General features: G+C 73.2%; 17 protein-coding genes. 10 read left to right on the top strand and 7 right to left on the bottom strand.

The genetic code is table 11. The features are described from left to right. Nucleotides 1-29 precede the first annotated feature (29 nt). The gene (locus tag AC07FJ_RS00730) at nt 30-1868 is read left to right on the top strand and encodes a LamG domain-containing protein (protein WP_479043843.1); all 1839 of its coding nucleotides are present in this window, start codon (nt 30-32) and stop codon (nt 1866-1868) included. Nucleotides 1869-1941: 73 nt separating this feature from the next. Here the strand turns inward: AC07FJ_RS00730 and AC07FJ_RS00735 are convergent, their stop codons facing one another. Beyond that, nucleotides 1942-3069, bottom strand: coding sequence for a mechanosensitive ion channel family protein (locus tag AC07FJ_RS00735; RefSeq protein WP_479043846.1), 1128 nt, complete (start codon nt 3067-3069; stop codon nt 1942-1944). 245 nt (nt 3070-3314) lie between these two features. Here AC07FJ_RS00735 and AC07FJ_RS00740 point away from each other — a divergent pair, with 245 nt between their 5' ends. Beyond that, a complete protein-coding gene (locus AC07FJ_RS00740; protein ID WP_361413397.1) occupies nt 3315-3881 on the top strand; it encodes an HNH endonuclease in 567 nt (188 codons plus the stop codon). A gap of 3 nt (nt 3882-3884) precedes the next feature. Here the strand turns inward: AC07FJ_RS00740 and AC07FJ_RS00745 are convergent, their stop codons facing one another. After that, nucleotides 3885-6842, bottom strand: a complete 2958-nt coding sequence (locus AC07FJ_RS00745) for a beta-N-acetylglucosaminidase domain-containing protein (RefSeq protein ID WP_479043849.1) — start codon at nt 6840-6842, stop codon at nt 3885-3887. 266 nt (nt 6843-7108) lie between these two features. Here AC07FJ_RS00745 and AC07FJ_RS00750 point away from each other — a divergent pair, with 266 nt between their 5' ends. Genes AC07FJ_RS00750 through AC07FJ_RS00760 form a run of 3 tightly spaced genes read left to right on the top strand, consistent with a single transcriptional unit; the run spans nt 7109 to nt 9741 of the window. After that, entirely contained in the window at nt 7109-7369 is a 261-nt protein-coding gene (locus AC07FJ_RS00750; RefSeq protein WP_361413403.1) for a hypothetical protein, read from the top strand. Beyond that, complete coding sequence (gene malQ / locus AC07FJ_RS00755) at nt 7370-9490, top strand: 4-alpha-glucanotransferase (RefSeq protein ID WP_479043852.1); 2121 nt, start codon at nt 7370-7372, stop codon at nt 9488-9490. Between the two features lie 20 nt (nt 9491-9510). Continuing rightward, on the top strand, nt 9511-9741 hold the full coding sequence (locus AC07FJ_RS00760; RefSeq protein WP_468290884.1) for a hypothetical protein: 231 nt from the start codon (nt 9511-9513) through the stop codon (nt 9739-9741). A gap of 100 nt (nt 9742-9841) precedes the next feature. Here the strand turns inward: AC07FJ_RS00760 and AC07FJ_RS00765 are convergent, their stop codons facing one another. Continuing rightward, the gene (locus AC07FJ_RS00765) at nt 9842-10372 is read right to left on the bottom strand and encodes a MarR family winged helix-turn-helix transcriptional regulator (protein WP_479043855.1); all 531 of its coding nucleotides are present in this window, start codon (nt 10370-10372) and stop codon (nt 9842-9844) included. Nucleotides 10373-10475: 103 nt separating this feature from the next. Between AC07FJ_RS00765 and AC07FJ_RS00770 the strand changes: the two genes are divergently transcribed. After that, nucleotides 10476-11420, top strand: a complete 945-nt coding sequence (locus AC07FJ_RS00770; RefSeq protein WP_479043856.1) for an EamA family transporter — start codon at nt 10476-10478, stop codon at nt 11418-11420. 28 nt (nt 11421-11448) lie between these two features. Next, the gene (locus AC07FJ_RS00775) at nt 11449-12387 is read left to right on the top strand and encodes a DMT family transporter (protein WP_479043859.1); all 939 of its coding nucleotides are present in this window, start codon (nt 11449-11451) and stop codon (nt 12385-12387) included. A gap of 143 nt (nt 12388-12530) precedes the next feature. Here the strand turns inward: AC07FJ_RS00775 and AC07FJ_RS00780 are convergent, their stop codons facing one another. Further along, nucleotides 12531-13073: a peptidase inhibitor family I36 protein gene (locus AC07FJ_RS00780; RefSeq protein WP_479043861.1), complete on the bottom strand. Its 543-nt coding sequence runs from the start codon at nt 13071-13073 to the stop codon at nt 12531-12533. A 251-nt stretch (nt 13074-13324) separates the two neighbouring features. On the opposite strand from AC07FJ_RS00780, the gene AC07FJ_RS00785 reads away from it, so the two are divergent. Next, complete coding sequence (locus tag AC07FJ_RS00785) at nt 13325-14227, top strand: LysR family transcriptional regulator (RefSeq protein WP_479043864.1); 903 nt, start codon at nt 13325-13327, stop codon at nt 14225-14227. Between the two features lie 72 nt (nt 14228-14299). Here AC07FJ_RS00785 and AC07FJ_RS00790 read toward each other — a convergent pair whose 3' ends face one another. Then, complete coding sequence (locus tag AC07FJ_RS00790) at nt 14300-14956, bottom strand: TetR/AcrR family transcriptional regulator (protein WP_479043867.1); 657 nt, start codon at nt 14954-14956, stop codon at nt 14300-14302. Between the two features lie 143 nt (nt 14957-15099). Here AC07FJ_RS00790 and wrbA point away from each other — a divergent pair, with 143 nt between their 5' ends. After that, complete coding sequence (gene wrbA / locus AC07FJ_RS00795; RefSeq protein ID WP_479043869.1) at nt 15100-15711, top strand: NAD(P)H:quinone oxidoreductase; 612 nt, start codon at nt 15100-15102, stop codon at nt 15709-15711. 81 nt (nt 15712-15792) lie between these two features. Next, nucleotides 15793-16938, top strand: a complete 1146-nt coding sequence (alc, locus tag AC07FJ_RS00800; protein WP_479043872.1) for an allantoicase — start codon at nt 15793-15795, stop codon at nt 16936-16938. Between the two features lie 331 nt (nt 16939-17269). On the opposite strand, the gene pepN is transcribed toward alc, so the two are convergent. Beyond that, nucleotides 17270-19849: an aminopeptidase N gene (gene pepN / locus AC07FJ_RS00805; RefSeq protein WP_479043874.1), complete on the bottom strand. Its 2580-nt coding sequence runs from the start codon at nt 19847-19849 to the stop codon at nt 17270-17272. A gap of 122 nt (nt 19850-19971) precedes the next feature. Beyond that, complete coding sequence (locus tag AC07FJ_RS00810) at nt 19972-20988, bottom strand: aspartate-semialdehyde dehydrogenase (RefSeq protein ID WP_479043877.1); 1017 nt, start codon at nt 20986-20988, stop codon at nt 19972-19974. Nucleotides 20989-21101: the final 113 nt, after the last annotated feature.

The raw sequence follows: 21101 nt of genomic DNA on the forward strand, positions 1-21101 counted from the left end.
TGGGCATGTCGTACGTCGGGGGGAACAGCATGAAGGGAAGAGGGGCGCGCACGGCCGTCGTCGCGGTGACGAGTCTGGCGTCGCTGCTCGCGGCCGGTGCGGGGCCGGTCTACGCGGACGGGGTGGACGACCCCCTGCCGCAGGCGCCGCGGATCACCTCGCTGGGGCCCTACAGCGAGTGCACCGCGAACGCGTGCGTGGGCGAGGGCGGGCCCGGGATGCCCGCCCGCTTCTCGCTCGCGCCCAACCCGGCGGACACGGACGTCACCGGCTACCGGGTATCCCTGTCCGGTGGCCCCGTCCGTGAGGTCGGACTGGAGGAAGCCGCTTCCCTCGCGGTGGTTCCTGCCCAGGCGGGCCTGACGACCCTCAGCGTGGCGGCGAAGGACCGGGACCTGCGCTACGGGCCCGCGACGCAGTTCGTTTTCAAGGTGAAGCCCGTCGAGCAGGCCGGCCACTGGCGCTTCGACGACGGGCTGGCCGATCCCGCGAGCAATGTGGCCAAGGACTCCGCGCCCGTGGCGGAGCCGCATGACGCGAGCGTCCACGCCTATGGCGAGATCTGGTCGCCGCTCGCCCGCCGCGGCGAGCAGGACCGTTCCCTGCTGCTGGACCGCAAGCCCGCCGGCCGGCCGGCCGAGTACGCGGCCACTGCGGCGCCCGTGGTGAACACCGCCCAGTCCTTCACGGTGTCGGCCTGGGCCTATCTCGGCGACCGCACCGCCGACCGGGTGGTGCTCTCCGCGGGCGGGAAGCAGGACTCGGCGTTCGCCCTGTACTACTCGGCCGCGGACAAGAAGTGGGCCTTCCGGCGGGCTGCCCAGGACGCGGCCGGCACGGCGAGCGCCCGGTCGTTGGCCGACACGGCGAACCCGCCGCTCAACGTGTGGACGCATGTCGCCGGCGTTTTCGACACCAAGTTCGACGCGGACCCGTCCAACGACACCGTCCAGCTGTACGTCAACGGTCACGCCCAGGGCGCGCCGGTGGCGGTGGCGACGGCGGCGCCCGGTTACGAGCCCTGGCGCGCCACCTCCGGTCTCCAGTTCGGCCGTGGCCGTGCCGCCGGCGCGTACGGCCAGTACTTCCGGGGTCGCATCGACGAAGTCACCGCCCACCAGTGGGCTCTCGGCGAGGAGGCGCTGCGCGCTGAGGCGGCCGTGGCGGAAGAGGGGCTGCCTGCCGTCGTGCTCGCCGGTCACTGGGACGCGACGGTCTCGGAGGGGTCCAGCATCGAGCAGCTGTCCCCGTACCCGGCCCGTGACATGAGGCTGTCGCCCACGGGGGCCAGGCTCCAGAGCGACGGCAGTGGCCTCGCGCTGGACGGTGCGAGCGGATACGCGGCGGTGACCGGGCCCGTGGTGGACGAGACCGGTTCCTTCACGGTCTCCGCCCGCGTACGCCTGGACCGCGCCGCGCTGGAGAGCAAGCCCGTCGGCTACCGGGCCCAGGTGGCGGGGCAGGCCGCGGCCGCCGGCGCCTCGTGGGGTCTCTGGGTGACCAAGTTCGGCTCCGGCGTCTACCAGTGGCAGTTCTCGCGCACCGCCGCCGGAGCGGACGGCACACCGGGTGAGACCGTCACCGTGGGGGCGGACGAGGTGGCCGAGTTGGACACCTGGGTGGACCTCACGGGTGTCTTCGACGCCCAGCCGCACATCGGGCGGGCAGGGGAGATCTCCCTCTACGTCGGCGCGTGGCAGCAGGTCCGCCGGGGCGAGTTCGGCGCGCCCCAGCAGGGCAGCGGTGCCCTGACCGTCGGCAGCGACGCCGGCGCCGGAGGCTTCCTCCCCGGTGCGCTGAAGTCGCTGCGGGTGTGGACGGGAGCGATGACGTCGCACCAGGTCGGCACCGAGGTGGCCGCCCAGTAGCCGCGGGGCCCCTGGTACAAGAGAGGGCGCCCCTCCGCCGTCACGGCGGAGGGGCGCCCTTCGTACGTCCGAGCTACTTCGTCAGGTTCGGCCCCGGCGTGACCGGCCCCGGGGTGACCGGTGCCGCCGGCGGTGTCAGGGGCGTCGCCGCCGCCGACTGCGGGGACGTGGTGGACGCGAAGGCCGACGGGGCGGCCATCCCGGCCGTCGGGTCCGGCTTCGGTTCGTCGTCGGACTGCTGGGGGAGGCCGCCCACGATGCGGATGCCCTCCGCGTCGAAGGCGCGCTTGATGCGCCAGCGGAGCTCGCGTTCCACGCCCAGGGACTTGCCCGGCATCGTCTTGGCGGAGAGGCGGACCGTCATGGAGTCGAGCAGGACCTCGTTGAGGCCGAGGATCTCGACCGGGCCCCACAGGCGCTCGTTCCAGGGCTCTTCCTTGGCCATGGCCTCGGCCGCGGTGGTGATCACCGCGCGGACGTGGTCCAGGTCCTCGGAGGGGCGGACCGTGACGTCGACGGTGGCCGTGGCCCAGCCCTGGCTCAGGTTGCCGATGCGCTTGATCTCGCCGTTGCGGACGTACCAGATCTCACCGTTGTCGCCGCGCAGCTTCGTCACGCGCAGGCCCACCTCGACCACCTCGCCGGAGGCGACCCCGGCGTCGATGGAGTCGCCGACGCCGTACTGGTCCTCCAGGATCATGAAGACGCCGGACAGGAAGTCGGTGACCAGGTTCCGCGCGCCGAAGCCGATCGCGACGCCCGCGACACCGGCGGAGGCCAGCAGCGGGGCCAGGTCGATGCTGAAGGCGCCGAGGATCATCAGGCCCGCGGTGCCGAGGATCACGAAGGACGACACCGAGCGCAGCACGGAGCCGATGGCCTCGGAGCGCTGGCGGCGGCGCTCGGCGTTCACCAGCAGGCCGCCGAGGGCCGTGCCCTCGACCGCCTGGGCGCTGCGGTTCATGCGTTCGATCAGCTTCGTCAGCGCCCGGCGGACCAGCATCCGCAGGACGAAGGCGACCACCAGGATCAGCAGGATGCGCAGGCCCGTGTTCAGCCAGGTGGACCAGTTCTCCTCGACCCAGCCGGCGGCCTCGTTGGCCTGCCGCGCGGCCTCGTCGAGGGACACCGGTTGGGGTGTGGGGTCAGCAGCCAGTACGGCGGACCGGAACACGGCGGGGTACCTCCAGGCATGGGCCATGGCATGAAAAGCGGTAGACAAAACAATCTAACGGGGGACAGAGGGGGGTTCGTTGCCATGTTCGAGGGAGAGGTACGTCTCACCGGGGGATGACCAGGTTGTGTCAGGGTGTGTGCAGGAGTGTGGTCGAAAACACTCGGGGCCCGTTACCCGTACGTGGTGGCGCTTCGACCTGGCATGAGGAGAGACTGAGAGCAGATCGTCCCGGCGCGAGCCACGCGCCGCCGGCGTACAAGGAGGCATCCGTGCCGCATGTCCTGGTCCTCAACGCGTCGTACGAGCCCCTCGGCGTCGTACCGCTCCGCCGCGCGCTCGTCCTCGTCCTCGAGAACAAGGCCATATGCCTCGAGGAGTCCGGCGCCTTCATGCACAGTGCGACCCGTGCCATGGCGGCACCCAGCGTCGTCCGCCTCAAACGGTTCGTCCGGGTCCCCTACCGGGGGCCCGTTCCTCTGACCCGCAAAGCCCTCTTCGCCCGCGACGGCGGGCGTTGCATGTACTGCGGTGGCGTCGCAACCAGCGTCGACCACGTCATCCCGCGCAGCCGGGGCGGCAAGCACGCCTGGGAGAACGTGGTGGCGGCCTGCCGCCGCTGCAACCACGTCAAGGCCGACCGGCACCTGCGCGAGCTCGGCTGGCGGCTCCATCAGCAACCCGCCCCACCCTCCGGCCTGGCCTGGCGCATCATCGGGACCGGCCATAGGGACCCGCGCTGGCTGCCCTACCTGCAGCCGTTCGGCGCGGACGACGCCCTGGCCCGGATCGACGGCACGCGACTCGTGCCCGATGATCCGGGCCTTCGTGCGTCCTGACCCCTACGGCACGACCGCGTAGGCCTCCACCGCGAAGAGCGAGATGCCGAACCGCGTCGCACGCGTGTCGGCCTGCACGCGGATGAAGCGGGTGCCCGGGGCGTCCATCCGGACCGCCTCGCGGCCCCCCTTCCCGTCCCGTACGGTCGCCGCCGTCCGCCACGTACGGCCGTCCGCCGAGACCTGGACGCGGTATTTCGCCGCGTACGCGTCCTGCCAGTGCAGCACGACCTGGCCCAGGCGCACGGGCTGCCCGGGCAGCTCCGCCTGCCACCAGGCGCCGTCCTCCGCCGGCGAGGACCAGCGGGTCTTCGGGTCGCCGTCGATCGCCGCCGAGGCCGGGAAGTCCGGGGTCTCGTCGCCCGAGGAGGACGCCTTCGCCGTACGGGCCAGGTCGGGGCCGCCGGTAGGCGGGTAGGCGCGCACGGTCAGCACGCGCTCCTGGCCCGCGAAGGAGACGGGCACCCGGTACTCGCCCGCGGGGGTGTCCTTCGCCACCGTGATCCGGACTGGGACGGTGGCCGCCGTGCCGCGCGGAAGGACGACCTCCTTGGGGACGGTGACCTGGACGCCCTTCGGCGCCGTCGCGGACAGCGCGCCGCGCACCTCGGCGGGCCGCTGCGCGGACAGGACCGCGTCCACGCGCTGCGGAGGGCCGCCGATCACCGCGTCCGTCTCCGTACGCCGCAGCTCCAGCCGGGCCGCCGGCTCGTCCGCGAACCAGGGGACCACGGTCCGGATGTCCAGCGGCCCTGTCCCGCCGACCCGGACGGCCTCCGCGCGCAGACCGCGCGCCGCCGTCTGCGTGAAGCCCGTCGGCGACAGCGCGCCCAGCCGCCGCCAGCCCTCGCCCGGGACGTACGCCTCGACGCTGCCGTTCACCGCACCGGGGGCGGCCAGCACCGTGACCGCCTCCAGGGCGCGCGGCCGGTCCAGGCGCACGGTGTACGCGCCGTCCTCGCGGGAGACGGAGCCCGCGTCCCGAGAGGCGCCCGTCCACGCCGCCGCCTCCCCGGCCGCCCGGGCCAGGAACGGGTCCAGCACCCCGTGCCCGACCTTGACCGTGCTCTTTTTCACACCCGTACGGAGCGGCTCCAGCTCCAGTGAGGAGCGCCAGGCCGCGGCGCCGTCGCCGCGCGCCTGGGCCTGGAGCATGTCGACGGCCGCCTCGCCCGCGCGCCCGTACCGCGCCAGCTCGTCCAGCCACGGGCGGACCTCGTCGTCGAGCCGGCCCTCCGCCGCGCCCGCCAGCCGCCGCGGCGCCTCGCGCATCACCGTGAACGCGGCGCGCAGCTCCCCGGCCGCCCTGTCGCGGGCCGCCGCGTCCGCCCCGGCGCGCGTACGCCAGAAGGAGGCGAGGAGCGGCCGCAGGTAGGCGGACTCGTCGGCGCTGAGGATGGAGGAGGCGTCGTTGCCGGCGAGGGCGCCGAGCGCCTCACGGGTGCGCGCGTCGCCGCCCGAGAGGTCGTCGATCGCGGCCCGCCAGGATTCCTGGGGGCGGTAGCCCTTCGGGTTCCAGGCGAAGTCGGCGGCGGTGAACAGGGGGATGCGGGAGGCGGCCGCCTGCTCCATGGCGTTGGCCAGCAGCACCGCCGAACCGGCCGCCACGGCCGGCTCACGGCCGGTGTACGGGCCGAGGAAGATACGGTCCTGCGCGTAGTCGTTGACCGGATAGTTGTCCATGGTGACGAGCGGGTGCTGTTTGAACGCGTCACGGGCCCCGGCCAGCTCCCGCCCGGTGATGGTGCGGGGCACCACCCCGACACCCGTCCAGGCCACCTGTACGCGCGGGTCCAGCTCCTCGGCGAGCGCCGTACGGTACGCGGTCTCCCCGTCCTGGTAGTACTCCGTCGGCATCAGCGACAGCGGCTCGGCGTCCGGGTACCGCTCGGCCAGGTGCCGCGACAGCTCGCTCGCCACGCGCGCGTGCGCCCGGGCCGCCGACTCGGGACCGGAGCCGAAGGTGTCGGCGTCCTTCGAGCAGTGCCACTCGTCGTAGCTGGCGTCCTGGAACTGCAGCTGGAACGCCCGCACCCCGAGCGCGTACATCCCGTCCACCTTGCGCTTCAACGCGTCGACGTCACCTCCGGACGCCAGGCACATCGACTGCGCGGGCGCCACCGCCCAGGCCAGCGTCACGTGGTTGCGCCGGGCCCGTTCCGCCAGCTCCCGGAACTCGGCGCGCTGCGCGGACGGGTAGGGATCGCGCCACTGCGCCTGGCGGTACGGGTCGTCACCCGGGGCGTAGAGGTACCGGTTCTGCTTCGTGCGGCCCATGAAGTCGAGCTGGGCGAGGCGCTGTCGGTGGCTCCAGGGGCGGCCGTAGAAACCTTCCGCCATGCCGCGTACGGCGGTGCCGGGCCAGTCGCGTACGACCACGCCCGGTACCGTGCCGCCGGCCCCGATGAGCTGACGCAGCGTCTGCACCGCGTGGAACAGGCCGTCCCGGCCCGCGCCGTCGAGGGCGATGGTGGGGCGTTCGCCGTACCGGCCGGTCGCGAGGCGGTAGCCGCCGGACGGCAGGTCCGCGCGCTCGGGCGCACGCAGGGCGCGCAGGGCCTGCTGCGCGCCGGTGCCGCCCATCAACACAACCGCTCCGGAGGCGGGTGCCGTGGGCGCGGTACGCACCGTCCGCACCGTCCGTACGCCCGCGTCGCGCAGGACGGCCTCCAGGGCCTCGACGGCGTACGGATCGGTCTCCGCGCCGGCGACGACGGTCACGGTGTCGCCGAGGGATATCGCGGCGCCGGCGGGGCGCAGGGACTGCGGTCGCGGCCATACGGACGGCAGTCGGGCGCCCGTCCGCTGGGTCCCGTCCCGCTCGGGGGCGGTCGCGGACGGCGAGCCGGGGTTCCCGGGGGCGGCCAGCGCGCCCGGCGCGCCGCCCAGCAGACCGCCGATCACGGCGACCGCGACGGCGGTCGCGGTCCGCTTTCCGCGCCCGAACTGCCCGAACTGCACGCGCGTCTCCCCTCGTTTTCCGTTGGTGCGCGAGTAGCTTGGCCGGTGGCTGAACCGGACGGTTTCGAGCCCACCACCCCCTCGCCGAAGGTGTCAATGTGCGTGGCCGTTGTGTCGTATTTGCCTACCGGGGTAGCAGGAACGGTTCGACAGCCGCCCGCGGAAAGCGGGAACTCGATGTGACGGACGCCACGTTCTGCGGATGCGAGGGCGGCCACTGGGTAGGGCTGCTGTGACCCTTGTTCCCCCACGCCCAGGAGGCCACCGTGGCCGCGTCCGCTCAGCTCCTGCTCTCCGCCCTCTCCAAACAGGTCCCCGCGCGGATACCGCCCCGGACCCGCGTGCAGGCCGTCCTCGCCCGGATCCCGGGCCCCGCGCCCGCCCCCGCCGGGCCCCTCACCTCCGAGCCGCCGCTCGCCGACGCCGCCCCGCTCACCAGCGAACCGGCCCTCACCGACTTCACCCCCCTCACCAGCGAGCCGACCGCGCACGGCACGGCCGGCGGACCGGAGTCCCCAGGAGCCTGAATGACCCTCGCCCGGCTCGCCGCGCTGCACGGTGTCGCCACCGCCTACTCGCCCTCCCCGGGCGTCACCGTCCCGGTCGCCGACGCCACGGTGGTGGCGGTGCTCGGGGCGCTCGACGTCGACGCCGCCACGCCCGCGGCGATCCGCGCGTCCCTCGCCGCCACCGAGGACGCGGCCGCCCGGCGACTGCTCCCGCCGACGGTGGTCCTGTGGCGCGACGCCGGGGCGCGGCTCCCGCGCCCGCTCGCCACGCTCCCGCCGGGCACCGCGCTGCGGGTCCTCGGTGAGGACGGCACGGAGCTCCCGGCGGTCTGGGAGGAGCTGCCGCTCGGAGCGCACCGCCTGGAGGCCCGGGCCGGCGACGGGCGCACGGCGCACAGCACCCTCGTCGTGGCCCCCGCGCGCGTGCCGCAACCGCCCGCCGCGCGCGGGTACGGCCTGCTCGTCCAGCTCTACTCGCTGCTGTCCACCCGTTCCTGGGGCATGGGCGACCTCGGCGACCTGAGGGAGCTCGCCGCGTGGGCGGGGCGGGATCTCGGAGCCGGGTTCGTGCAGGTCAACCCGCTTCACGCGGCTGTGCCCGGCACCCCCACGGACCCGTCCCCGTACCGCCCGTCCTCGCGCCGCTTCCCCGACCCCGTCCACCTGCGGATCGAGGACGTCCCCGAGTACGCGTACGCGCGCGGCCACCTGACACCCGAGCAGCGCGACGAGCTGGACGCGGTGCTGGGGCGGGCGGCCGAGCTGCGCGAGAAGGTGCTGCGCAAGGGCGAGCTGATCGACCGTGACGCGGTCTGGGTGCTCAAGCGCCGCGCCCTGGAGCTGCTGTACGCCGTACCGCTCGGCCCCGGCCGCGACGCCGCGCTGCGCGACTTCCGGGCCGCGCAGGGGCGCGCGCTGGAGGACCACGCCACATGGTGCGCGCTGGCCGAGCGGTACGGCGCCGACCGCGCCCAGTGGCCCGAGGACGTGCGCGACCCGCGTTCCGCCGCCACCGCGCGCGTACGGGCCGAGCTCGCCGACCGGGTCGACTTCCACTGCCGGCTCGCCTGGCTCACCGACGAGCAGCTCGCGGCCGCCGCGCGGGCGGCGCGCGAGGCGGGCATGGACGTCGGGATCGTCCACGACCTCGCGGTGGGCGTGCACCCGGACGGCGCCGACGCCTGGGCGCAGCAGGACGCCTTCGCGGCGGGCATGTCGGTGGGCGCCCCGCCGGACGCGTTCAACGCGCGCGGCCAGGACTGGGGCCTGCCGCCCTGGCGCCCGGACGCGCTCGCCGCCTCCGGCTACGCCCCCTACCGGGACCTGCTGCGCGGGCTGCTGCGGCACGCGGGCGCCCTCCGCATCGACCACGTGATGGGGCTGTTCCGGCTCTGGTGGGTGCCCGAGGGCCGCGAACCCACCGAGGGCACGTACGTCCGGTACGACGCCGAGGCCATGCTCGCGGTCCTCGCCCTGGAGGCCCACCGCGCGGGCGCCGTCGTGATCGGCGAGGACCTCGGGACGGTCGAGCCCGGTGTACGGGAGGCCCTGCAGCGGCGCGGCGTCCTCGGCACGTCGGTGCTGTGGTTCGAGCGGGACTGGGAGGGCGACCGGCGGCCGCTGGCCCCCGAGGCGTGGCGCGCGGACTGCGTGGCCACGGCGACGACGCACGACCTGCCGTCCACGGCGGCGCGGCTCACCGGCGAGCACGTCGAGCTGCGGCACCGCCTCGGCCTGCTGGCCCGGCCGCTGGAGGAGGAACGGGCCGAGGACGCGACCGAGGTCGCCGAGTGGCTCGCGTACCTGCGCGAGCTGGGGCTGCTGGAACAGGAGCCGGACGACGGGGCGGGCTCGCGCGACGAGGAGGCCGAGATCCGCGCCTTCTACCGCTTCCTGCGGCGCACGCCCGCGCGCATGACCGGGGTGTGGCTGCCGGACGCGGTGGGCGACCGCCGCCCGCAGAACCTGCCCGGGACGTGGGACCAGTACCCGAACTGGCGGCTGCCCGTCGCGGACGCGGAGGGCCACCCCGTCACCCTGGAGGAGCTGGCCGCCTCACCCCGGCTGCACGCCCTCATGGCGGTGCTCGGGACCGGTGCGGAGCCTCCTATGGGACCCCCGGGCGCGCGGCGCCTTTAGGCGTTCGCTACGTTTGCACCGTGGACAAGAAGAACGCCCTGCGCGCCGGCGCCGTCGCGGCCGGTACGACGCTGATGATGCTGCTCATGTCGTCCCCTGCGGTCGCGCTCGTCCGCGACGACGGCGACGACCCGGGCCCCGGCCTGAGCCTGATCGACACGCTCGGCCTGTTCGTGGGCGCCCCGATCCTGCTGTTCCTGGTGATCGCGGGTCTGGTGATGGTGCTCGACAAGTCCAAGAAGCAGGTCTGACGCCTCACTGAGGCTTTCCGAAGGCGCTGCACGGTGGTGAGACCGCCGTGCGGCGCCTTCGTGCGTTCTCCCGCGCCTTCTCCCGCGCCTTCTCCCGCGTTCACGCGCCCGTCGTCTTGAGCAGCTTGCGCAGCAGGGCCGCCAACTGCTCGGCCTCCTCCGGCTCCAGGGCGGCCGCCAGGGCCTCCCGCTGGACCGCCAGCCCGGCCGCCACGGCCGCGTCCACGAGCTCGCGGCCCCGCTCGGTGAGCGTCACCCGCAGGCCCCGCCGGTCGTTGGGGTCGGGGTTGCGGGTCAGCAGCCCGGCGCGCTCCAGCTTGTCGAGGCGGCCCGTCATGCCGCCCGTCGTGAGCATCAGCGTCGCCGACAGCTCGCGCGGCGAGAGCGTGTACGGCTCGCCCGAGCGGCGCAGCGTCGCCAGGACGTCGAACTCCCCGCGGGAGACCCCGAAGGGCGCGTACGCCTTGTCGACGCGGGCCCCCATGGAGTGGGTCAGCCGGTAGACGCGCCCGAAGACGGCCATGGGGAGGGTGTCGAGGTCGGGCCGTACGACCGCCCACTGGGCGGTGATCGCGTCGACGGCGTCCTGCTGCTCGGGGCCGGGGCCGGGGGCCGGAGTGGTCGGAGTCATGAGCGCAGTTTCCTTCGCGGTGCGTACGGGCGCAAAAGATGCTTGCAAGTAAGTTGCTTAGCGTTAAGCTACTTACCATCAAGCTAGTCGAAGGGGGATCCCGATGTCCCACAAGGCCGCAGTCGTAGCCCTCACCGCCCTCGCCCCGATCTCCTGGGGCTCCACCTACGCCGTCACCACGGAGTTCCTGCCGCCGGACCGGCCTCTGTTCACGGGGCTCATGCGGGCCCTGCCCGCCGGCCTGGCGCTGCTCGCGCTCACCCGGATGCTCCCGCGCGGCGCCTGGTGGGGGAAGTCGGCGGTGCTCGGGGCGCTGAACATCGGGGCCTTCTTCCCGCTGCTCTTCCTCGCCGCGTACCGGCTGCCCGGCGGTGTGGCCGCGGTCGTCGGCTCGGTGGGGCCGCTGTTCGTCGTCGGCCTCGCCGCGCTGCTGCTGGGGGAGCGGCCCACCGTGCGGGCGCTGGTGGCCGCGATCGCCGCCGCCTTCGGGGTGAGCCTCGTCGTGCTGAAGGCGGGCGCCGCCTTCGACCTCGTCGGCGTCCTCGCCGGGCTGGCCTCGGCGGCGTCCATGTCGGCGGGGACGGTGCTGACCAAGCGCTGGGGCCGGCCCGAGGGCGCCGGGCCACTGGCCATGACCGGCTGGCAGCTGAGCGCCGGCGGCCTGCTCATCGCGCCGGTCGCCTTCCTGGTGGAGGGCGCCCCGCCGGCCCTGGACGCGCGGGGGCTCGCCGGGTACGCGTACCTCGCGCTCGCCAACACCGCCGTCGCGTACTGGCTCTGGTTCCGCGGCATCGAGCGGCTGACCGCCACCGCCGCCACCCTCCTCGGGCCGCTCTCGCCGCTGACCGCCGCCGTCGTCGGGTGGGTCGCGCTGGGGCAGGCGCTGGGGCCGGTGCAGCTGATCGGCATGGTGATCGCCTTCGGTGCGACGCTCGCCGGGCAGTGGGCGACGAGGCCGCGACCCGTCACCACGGGAACGTTCAGCTCTACTGAAGAGAAGGCTCAGGAACTTTCGATGGACGCGATCGGTCCGGGGGTGCGACGGTAGGTCCACCGCACACCAGAAGGGGATCACCGTGGCAGTCCTGGACCGCGTCCGTAACGGCGAGACGACGACCGCGAGGAGAGGGGGGAGAGCCGGGCAGGCCGCCGGCCTCGGTCTCCTCCTCGCAGCCGTCGCCACGGTCGTCTGGTCCGGCAGCTTCGTCACCTCCCGCGCCCTGCACGACTCCGTCCCGCCCGTCCAGGCCGCCTTCTGGCGCTGGGTCGTCGCCATCCTCGCCGTCGCCCCCCTCGCGGCCCGCGCGACCTGGCGTCAGCGCCGGGTCATCCGGCGGCACTTCGGCTTTGTCACCCTCGCCTCGCTGCTCGGCGTCACCGTCTACAACACCCTCGTCAACCAGGCCGGGCTCACCACCTCCGCTTCCACCATGGGCATGGTCATGGCCGCCTCTCCCGTTCTGATGGCGGTGTACGAGCGGCTGGGAGGCGCCCGGCTCGGGCCACGACGGCTGGCCGGCCTGCTGATCGCCTGCGCCGGAGTGGTGCTGCTCGTGGGCAAGGGGTCCCTCGTCCCGGACTTCGCCGCCGGAGACCTGTGGATGGTGGCGGCGGCCGTCTCCTTCGCCTCGTACAGCGCCCTGCTCAGGCGGCGCCCGGCGGAGCTCGGCGGGACCGTCTTCCTGCTCACCACCTTCGTGCTGGGCGCGGTGATGCTGCTGCCGGCCTACGCGATCAGCGTCGCCGTGCAGGGCGGCTTCGAGGTGTCGGCGGGCACGGTCGGACCGCTGGTGTACGTCGGGGTGTTCTCCTCCGCGGTCGCCTTCTTCGCCTGGAACAAGGCGGTCTCGCTGATCGGCGCGGCCCGGGCGGGGGTCGTCTACTACCTCCAGCCGGTGTGCGTGGCCCTGCTGTCCTGGCTGCTGATCGACGAACGGCTCGGCGTGCTGCAGGGGGTCTGCATGGCGCTGATCCTGGGCGGCGTGATCCTCGGGACGGCCCGCGCGAAGGCGTGACGGCGGGGACGACGTGAGGGCCTCGGCCGCCGGTGGTCAATCGGCGGACGAGGCCCTCACGTGCTCGGGGTGGGGGAGGGAGGGTGCCGGGGTGACGCGGGGAGGTGCGTCACCCCGGCGAGGGGGGGTATCGGGTGCCGGTGTCAGCAGTTGACGACGTACCAGACCGGGTTCCAGTTGTAGCTGGAGGAGGCGGAGTACGCGCCCGGCGTGGTGAAGATGGTGTTCCGGTTGCTGTCCAGGAAGCGGGCCCGGGTGCCCGGCGTCTGGTTGTTGATCCAGGAGCCGTAGCCGGTCCAGTTGTCCAGGGCGTACGTGGCGCACCGGTAGAGGTTGAACTGCGCGCCGGTGAAGTTGGTGCCGGTGAACATGCAGAAGTTCTGGGCCGGGCAGTCGGCGCGGCCCTGTCGCGCGCCCGGCAGCGGCAGCACGATCTCGCCCTTTCCGTCGATCACGATCCGGTTGAGGGCGACCTGCGTGCCGCCGTGGCGGGCGAGGTGGGTGTCGACCTGCTCCTGGAGGTCTTCGGCCTCGTCGTCGTCCAGGCCCGCCGCCTCCGCCTCCGCGGCGAAGTCGTGGTGGCCGAGGACGGACGCGGCGGCGGCCGGGTTGGTCAGGCCGAACGCCATCGCGGCGACGAGTGCCATGACCGCGAACAGCGCCGCGGTCAGCTTGCGCAGTGTCATGCGGTGTTCCCCCTGTTTTCGGGACGAATGCCGTCGCGTGTGCGGCGGGCATGACTCTGAGTGTCCAAGCCTGTGCGAGCGCCAGGCAACCGGTTCCCGCGTTGCTGTCCGGTAGACGCCAAAGCCGCCTGGAGCGGCGGGAGTCGGCGGGTGCCGGCGGGTGCCGGCGGGTGTGGATGCGCGTCGGCGGGTGACGGTGTGCGTCGGGGCGCATCGGATGCGGCGGGGCGGCGGCGGATAGGTTGCGGACCATGACCGAGTGGGACATCAAGAAGCTCCAGATCCTGCGCACGCTGCGGGACCGCGGCACCGTGACCGCGACGGCGGAGGCGCTGCTGATGACCCCCTCGGCCGTCTCGCAGCAGCTGTCCAACCTCTCCAGGCAGCTGGGCGTGCGGCTGCTGGAGGCGCACGGGCGGCGCGTGCGCCTCACCGACGCCGCCCACCTCGTGCTGCGCCACGCCGAGGTGGTCTTCGCGCAGTTGGAGCGGGCGGACGCGGAGCTCGCCGGATACCTCCAGGGCGAGGCCGGCGAGGTGCGCGTCGGGGCCTTCTCCACCGCCGTGCCCGCTCTCGTCGTCCCTGCGGTCCTGCGGCTGCGCACCGCCCACCCGGGCCTGGAGGTGCGGGTCCGGGAGGCGGAGGCGGCCGAGGCGTACGAGCTGCTGTCGGCGGGGGCGGTGGACCTGGCGCTGTCGCTGGCTGCGCACGCGCCGACGGCCCGGGACCCCAAGTTCACGCGCGTGCCGCTGCTCGCCGATCCGCTGGACGTCGCCCTGCCGGCGGCGCATCCGCTGGCGGGGGCGCCGGGGCTGCGGCTGGCCGACCTGTCGGGGGAGCGCTGGATCTTCGGGGGCAGCGGCCCGTGGTCGGAGATCACCACGGCGGCGTGCGAGGCGGCCGGGTTCGTCCCGGAGCAGGCCCACTCGGCGGCCGGCTGGACGGCGATCCTGGCGATGGTGGAGGCGGGCATGGGCATCGCCCTGGTGCCGCGCATGGCGGCGGCGGAGCGGGCGACGGGCGTGGTGATGCGGGTCCTGGAGGCCGACCAGCCCCGCCGCCACGTCGTCGCGGCGGCCCGGCGCGGCGCGGAGTCGGCCCCGGCGGTCGCCCGCGTGCTCGCGGCCCTGCGCGAAGTCGCGGCCCTGAGGTAGGGCCTGCGTCGGGGCGCCGGCGTGGGATAGGGCCTGTGCCGGCGCCGGTCGGGCGGTGCGGGCCCGCGCCCGTCAGGCCGCCGGGGGTCTCGCCAGGCCCAGGAGGAGTTCGTCCGTCGCCGCCTTGACGCCGTCGAGCGTGCGGCCCTCGACGTGCGTCACACGGTGCATGAGGCTCGGCATGAACGGCGCCAGCAGCATGTGCGCCAGCAGCGCAGCGTCCCCGTCGGGCCGGATCCGGGCCACGAGCATCGCCGTGTGGGTGTGCATCGTGGCGTAGGCGCCGCTGTCGTAGCGCGCCAGCGGTCCCGCCTCCTCCGCCGCCAGCATCATGTCCCGCTGCTCGGCGACCCGGTCGGCGAGCGCGTGCAGGAACGCGCGCAGGCGCTGGAGGGGCGGTGCCTCCGGACCGAGCGGTGGCGGGCCGGACATGAAGGCCTGCTGGAAGCGCTTCTCGCGCTCGTCGAGCAGCGCGAACAGCAGCTGCGCGACATCGCCGAACCGGCGGTAGACCGTGCCCACGCCGATGCCGGTCGCGTGCGCGACCGCGTTCATGGTCAGGGCCCCCGGCCCCTTCTCCGCCACGATCGCGGCGGCGGCCTCCAGGATCCGGCGGCGGTTGTCCGCGGCGTCCGCGCGCTCCTGGCGCTCCGGACGTGCGGCGGCGGGCCCGTCCAGCAGCGGCAGGTCGATGCGGCGGGGCGGGCGCTTCGACGGCGGCGTGCTCATGGCCCGAGCATAGCGGAGTACCGGAAAACTATCCGGTTTCGCTGCCGGGAGCTCTTGCCATGCGGATTTCTATCCGCTTAACTCGTGGGTGACAGGAAGCGGATAACGATCCGCTTTCCCCGTATGTGTCGAAGGGTTACGTCATGGCTCCGAAGATCGCCGTTGTCTACTACTCCTCCACCGGCAACGTCCACCGCCTCGCCGAGGCGGTCGCCGAGGGCGCCGAGAAGGCCGGCGCCGAGGTCCGGCTGCGCCGCGTACCCGAGCTCGCCCCCGATGCGGCCATCGACTCCAACCCCGCCTGGCGCGAGCACGTCGAGGCCACCCGCGACGTGGAGGTCGCCACCCTCGACGACCTGGCCTGGGCCGACGCGTACGCCTTCGGCACGCCCACCCGGTACGGCAACGTCGCGGCCCAGCTGAAGCAGTTCCTCGACTCCACCGGCGGCCTGTGGCAGCAGGGCGCGTTCGCCGACAAGCCGGCCACCGGCTTCGTCAGCGCGTCCAACGCGCACGGCGGCAACGAGTCCACGCTGCTCGCGCTCTACAACACCATGCACCACTGGGGTTCCCTCATCGTCTCGCCCGGCTTCACCGACCCGTCGGTCTTCGCCGCCGGCGGCAACCCCTACGGCACCTCGCACGCCTCCGCCGCCGGAGCCCCCGGCGACAACGTGCTCACCGCCGCCCGCTACCAGGGCCGGCGCCTCGCCACGATCACCGCGCGCCTCGCCGGTACCGCGACCGCGTTCTGAGGCGACCTTTCAGCTGAGCTGAAGATCTATTGAAGGAACTTTCGATGGACCTGTTGGTTCCGCAGGGCCGACAGTAGGTCCATGACCTTCGACCCGAGCACCCAGGACGCCCCGGACCAGGACCCGCACGCCAACGACGCCGCGCCCTACGGCGGTGGCGACCCGTACGCCGACTACCGCGCCGGTGACTTCCCGTTCACCGACCTCGTCGACCTGGCCGACCGCCGCCTCGGTGCCGGAGTCGTCGCCGCCAACGACGAGTTCTTCGCCGAGCGCGAGAACCTCCTGGTGCGCGAGCGCGCGGTGTTCGATCCGGAGCACTTCGGGCACAAGGGCAAGATCATGGACGGCTGGGAGACCCGCCGTCGGCGCGGTACCGACGGCGAGAACCCCTTCCCGGCCCCCGAGGACCACGACTGGGCGATCGTCCGCCTCGGCGCCCCCGGCGTCATCCGCGGCGTCATCGTCGACACCGCGCACTTCCGCGGCAACTACCCGCAGCGCGTCTCCCTCCAGGCCGCCTCCGTCGAGGGCAGCCCGAGCCCCGAGCAGCTCCTCTCCGACGACGTGAAGTGGGAGGAGATCCTCCCGCCCACCCCCGTACGCGGCCACGCCGCCAACGGCTTCGCGATCGACGCCGAGCGCCGCTTCACCCACGTGCGCGTCTGCCAGCACCCCGACGGCGGCATCGCCCGCCTCCGCGTCCACGGCGAGGTCGTCCCCGACCCGGAGTGGCTGGACCTCCTCGGCACCCTCGACCTCGTCTCCGTACTCAACGGAGGCGTGTACGAGGACGCGTCCGACAAGTTCTACTCCTCGCCGACGCAGATCATCCTGCCGGGCACCTCCCGCAAGATGGACGACGGCTGGGAGAACCGCCGCCGCCGCGTCCGCGGCACCAACGACTGGGTGCGCTTCCGCCTCGCCGCGCAGGGTGCCGTACGGGCCGTCGAGATCGACACCGCGTACCTCAAGGGCAACTCCGCCGGCTGGATCTCCCTCCAGGGCCGCGACGGCGAGGACGGCGACTGGTTCGAGCTCATCCCGCGCACCCGGCTCCAGCCCGACACGCTCCACCGCTTCAAGCTGCCCGCCGAGGCCGTCGTGACCCACGTACGCCTCGACGCCTTCCCCGACGGCGGCATCGCCCGCATGCGCCTGCACGGCTCCCTCACGGAGCAGGGCGCGGCGGACCTGCGCGCCCGCTACGCGCGGCTCAACGGCTGACGGCCCGCTCGTTGGCCCGCTTGACGGCCCGCTCGATGGCCCGCTCGATGGCCGGCTGACCCGTCGGCCCACGGCTTCCGCCCGGCGGACGGCGCGCACGAACGCCCGCCCGCCGGGCGGATTTCCATCCACGACGAAGGGGCGCCCCCCGGGGGGAGGGCGCCCCTTTTTTTGGCGCTCGGTTCGGCTCCGGGGCGCCTAAGACGGTGTCGACGGTCGATCGTGCTCGGGTCGATCGTTCCTCACGACCCTCCGCGCTCCCCCTACCTTCGGCGGGGGGACCCCCATTCCTTTCGACACCGCCGCGCCCCTTCACCTCACTCGCGAGGTCTCACGCACCCGCCGCCCTGTCCGCCGCCTGCGCCTTCAGCGCCCGCTCCACGCCCGAACGGGACTCGGAGACCAGGCGGCGCAGCGCCGCGTTCGGCTCCGCGCTCGCGAGCCACGCGTCCGTCGCCGCCAGCGTCTCCTCGGAGACCTGGACCGCCGGGTAGAGGCCGACCGCGATCTGCTGGGCCATCTCGTGGGAGCGGGACGCCCACACGTCCTTGACCACGGCGAAGAACTTCTCCGTGTACGGGGCCAGCAGCTCGCGCTGGTCCGTCTGGACGAAGCCGCCGATCACGGCCTCCTGCACGGCGTTCGGCAGTTTGTCGGAGTCGACGACCGACGCCCACGCCTCGGCCTTGGCCTCCGACGTCGGGCGTGCCGCCCGCGCGGTGGCCGCGTGCCGCTCGCCCGCCGCCGTCTTGTCGCGGTCGTGCTCGGCGGCGATCTCCGGCTCGTCGTACACGCCCGTCGCGGCCAGCCGCTCCACGAACGCCCAGCGCAGCTCCGTGTCCACGACCAGGCCCTCGATCGTCTCGCGGCCCTCCAGCAGCGCCGCCAGCAGGTCCAGCTGCTGCGGCGTACGGGCGGTCGCCGCGAAGGCCCGCGCCCACGCCAGCTGGTGGTCGCTGCCCGGCTCGGCGGTGCGCAGGTGCGTCAGCGCCGCCTCCGTCCAGCGGGCCAGGCCCGTCTCGCGCCACTCCGGCGCCGCGTACAGGTCGAGGGCCAGCTTCACCTGGCGGTGCAGCGACTGCACCACACCGATGTCCGACTCCTTCGCGATGCCGGACAGCACCAGCTCCAGGTAGTCGCGCGTGGCCAGCTCGCCGTCGCGCGTCATGTCCCACGCCGACGCCCAGCACAGCGCGCGCGGCAGCGACTCGGTGAAGTCGCCCAGGTGCTGCTTCACCGTGGCCAGCGACTCCTCGTCGAGGCGCACCTTGGCGTACGACAGGTCGTCGTCGTTGAGCAGCACCACGGCCGGGCGGCGCACGCCCGCCAGCTGCGGCACCTCGGTGCGCTCGGTCGCCGTGACGTCCAGCTCCACCCGGTCCGTACGGACCAGCTTCCCCGACCCGTCGAGGTCGTACAGGCCGATCGCGATCCGGTGCGGCCGCAGGACCGGCTCGCCCTTCGCGCCGGCGGGCAGCGCGGGGGCCTCCTGGCGTACCGCGAAGGAGGTGATGACACCGTCCCCGTCGACCTCGATCTCCGGGCGCAGCACGTTGATGCCGGCCGTCTCCAGCCACGCCTTCGACCACGTCTTCAGGTCACGCCCGGAGGTCTCCTCCAGCGCGCCCAGCAGGTCCGACAGGCGCGTGTTGCCGAAGGCGTGGCGCTTGAAGTACGCCTGCACGCCCCGGAAGAACTCGTCCTCGCCGACGTACGCCACCAGCTGCTTCAGCACGGAGGCGCCCTTGGCGTAGGTGATGCCGTCGAAGTTGACCAGGACGTCGTCCAGGTCGCGGATGTCGGCCATGATCGGGTGCGTCGACGGCAGCTGGTCCTGCCGGTACGCCCACGTCTTCATCTGGTTCGCGAACGTCGTCCACGAGTGCGGCCAGCGCGAACCCGGCGCCGCCGCCTGGCAGGCGATGGAGGTGTAGGTGGCGAACGACTCGTTCAGCCACAGGTCGTTCCACCACTCCATCGTCACCAGGTCGCCGAACCACATGTGGGCCAGCTCGTGGAGGATGGTCTCGGCGCGCACCTCGTACGCCGCGTCCGTCACCTTCGAGCGGAAGACGTACTGGTCGCGGATGGTCACCGCGCCCGCGTTCTCCATCGCGCCCGCGTTGAACTCCGGCACGAACAGCTGGTCGTACTTGGCGAAGGGGTACGCGTAGTCGAACTTCTCCTGGAACCAGTCGAAGCCCTGCCGCGTCACCTCGAAGATCGCGTCCGCGTCGAGGAACTCGGCGAGCGACGGACGGCAGTAGATGCCCAGCGGCACGACCTGCCCGTCCGGGCCCTCGTACGTGCTGTGCACCGCGTGGTACGGGCCGACGATCAGGGCCGTGATGTACGTCGAGATGCGCGGCGTGGGCTCGAAGACCCAGACGTCGTCCTTCGGCTCGGGCGTCGGGCTGTTCGAGATGACGGTCCAGCCGGACGGCGCCTTCACGGTGAACTGGAAGGTCGCCTTCAGGTCCGGCTGCTCGAAGCTGGCGAACACCCGCCGCGCGTCCGGCACCTCGAACTGCGTGTAGAGGTACGCCTGGTCGTCGACCGGGTCGACGAACTTGTGCAGGCCCTCGCCGGTGTTCGTGTACGCGCAGTCCGCGACGACCGTCAGCTCGTTGCGCCCCTGCTTCAGGTGCTTCAGCGCGATCCGCGAGTCGCGGAAGACGGCCGCGACGTCCAGCGCGTGGCCGTTCAGGGTGACCTTGTGGACGGCCGGGGCCACCAGGTCGATGAACGTCTCCGCGCCCTCCTCGGCGGAGTCGAAGCGCACGGTGGTGACGGACCGGTAGGTGCCGCCCTCCTGCGCGCCGCTGAGATCCAGGTCGATCTCGTACGAGTCCACGGTCAGCAGCTTCGCCCGCTGCTGCGCCTCTTCACGGGTCAGGTTCGTGCCAGGCACCCGGTCATCTCCTCGTTGTGTGACGTTTGCGGCCATCCTTCCACGGACGCCAAGGGGCCGCCCCACCGTTACGGCGGGGCGGCCCCATCGGCATGAAACCCGAGGTCAGCCGGGCGGTGACGTCAGCCGTTCAGCTCGGCGGCGACCAGCTCCGCGATCTGCACGGCGTTCAGCGCCGCGCCCTTGCGCAGGTTGTCGTTGGAGAGGAAGAGCGCGAGGCCGTGCTCGACGGTCTCGTCCACGCGGATGCGGCCGACGTACGAGGCGTCCTTGCCGGCGGCCTGGAGCGGGGTCGGGATCTCGGAGAGCTCGACGCCCTCGGCGTCCTTCAGCAGCTCGTAGGCGCGCTCCACGCTGATCGGGCGCTCGAAGCGGGCGTTGACCTGGAGGGAGTGGCCCGAGAAGACGGGGACGCGCACGCAGGTGCCGGAGACCTTGAGGTCGGGGATCTCCAGGATCTTGCGGGACTCGTTGCGGAGCTTCTGCTCCTCGTCCGTCTCGAAGGAACCGTCGTCGACGAGGGAGCCGGCCAGCGGCAGCACGTTGAAGGCGATGGGGCGCTTGTAGACGCCGGGCTCGGGGTAGTCGACGGCCTCGCCGTCGTGGGTGAGCTCGGTGGCGCGCTCGGCGACGGCCTTGACCTGGCCGTCCAGCTCCGCGACGCCCGCCAGGCCCGAGCCGGAGACGGCCTGGTAGGTGGTGGCGACCAGGGCGGTCAGGCCCGCCTCCTGGTGCAGCGGCTTCAGCACCGGCATGGCGGCCATCGTGGTGCAGTTCGGGTTGGCGATGATCCCCTTGGGGCGGTCCTTGATCGCGTGCGGGTTCACCTCGGACACGACCAGCGGCACCTCGGGGTCCCGGCGCCAGGCGGAGGAGTTGTCGATCACCACGGCACCCTGGGAGGCGACCTTCTCGGCGAGCGCCTTGGAGGTGGCGCCACCGGCGGAGAAGAGCACGATGTCCAGGCCGGTGTAGTCGGCGGTGGAGGCGTCCTCGACGGTCACGCCGTCCAGGACGGTGCCCGCGGAACGGGCGGAGGCGAACAGCCGCAGCTGGTCGACGGGGAACTTCCGCTCGGCAAGGATCCTGCGCATGACCGTGCCGACCTGACCGGTCGCTCCGACGATTCCTACCTTCACGGGGACTCCTCCGTACGTGCTTGTCGGCCCTGGCGGCCTGGGTGCCTCACCCATGATGCGTATCACCTGACCGGGCTTGTCCAATTCATTGTCCGCGACGTGAGAAGCAGCAC

It is taken from the genome of Streptomyces sp. NPDC045998 (assembly GCF_056430285.1).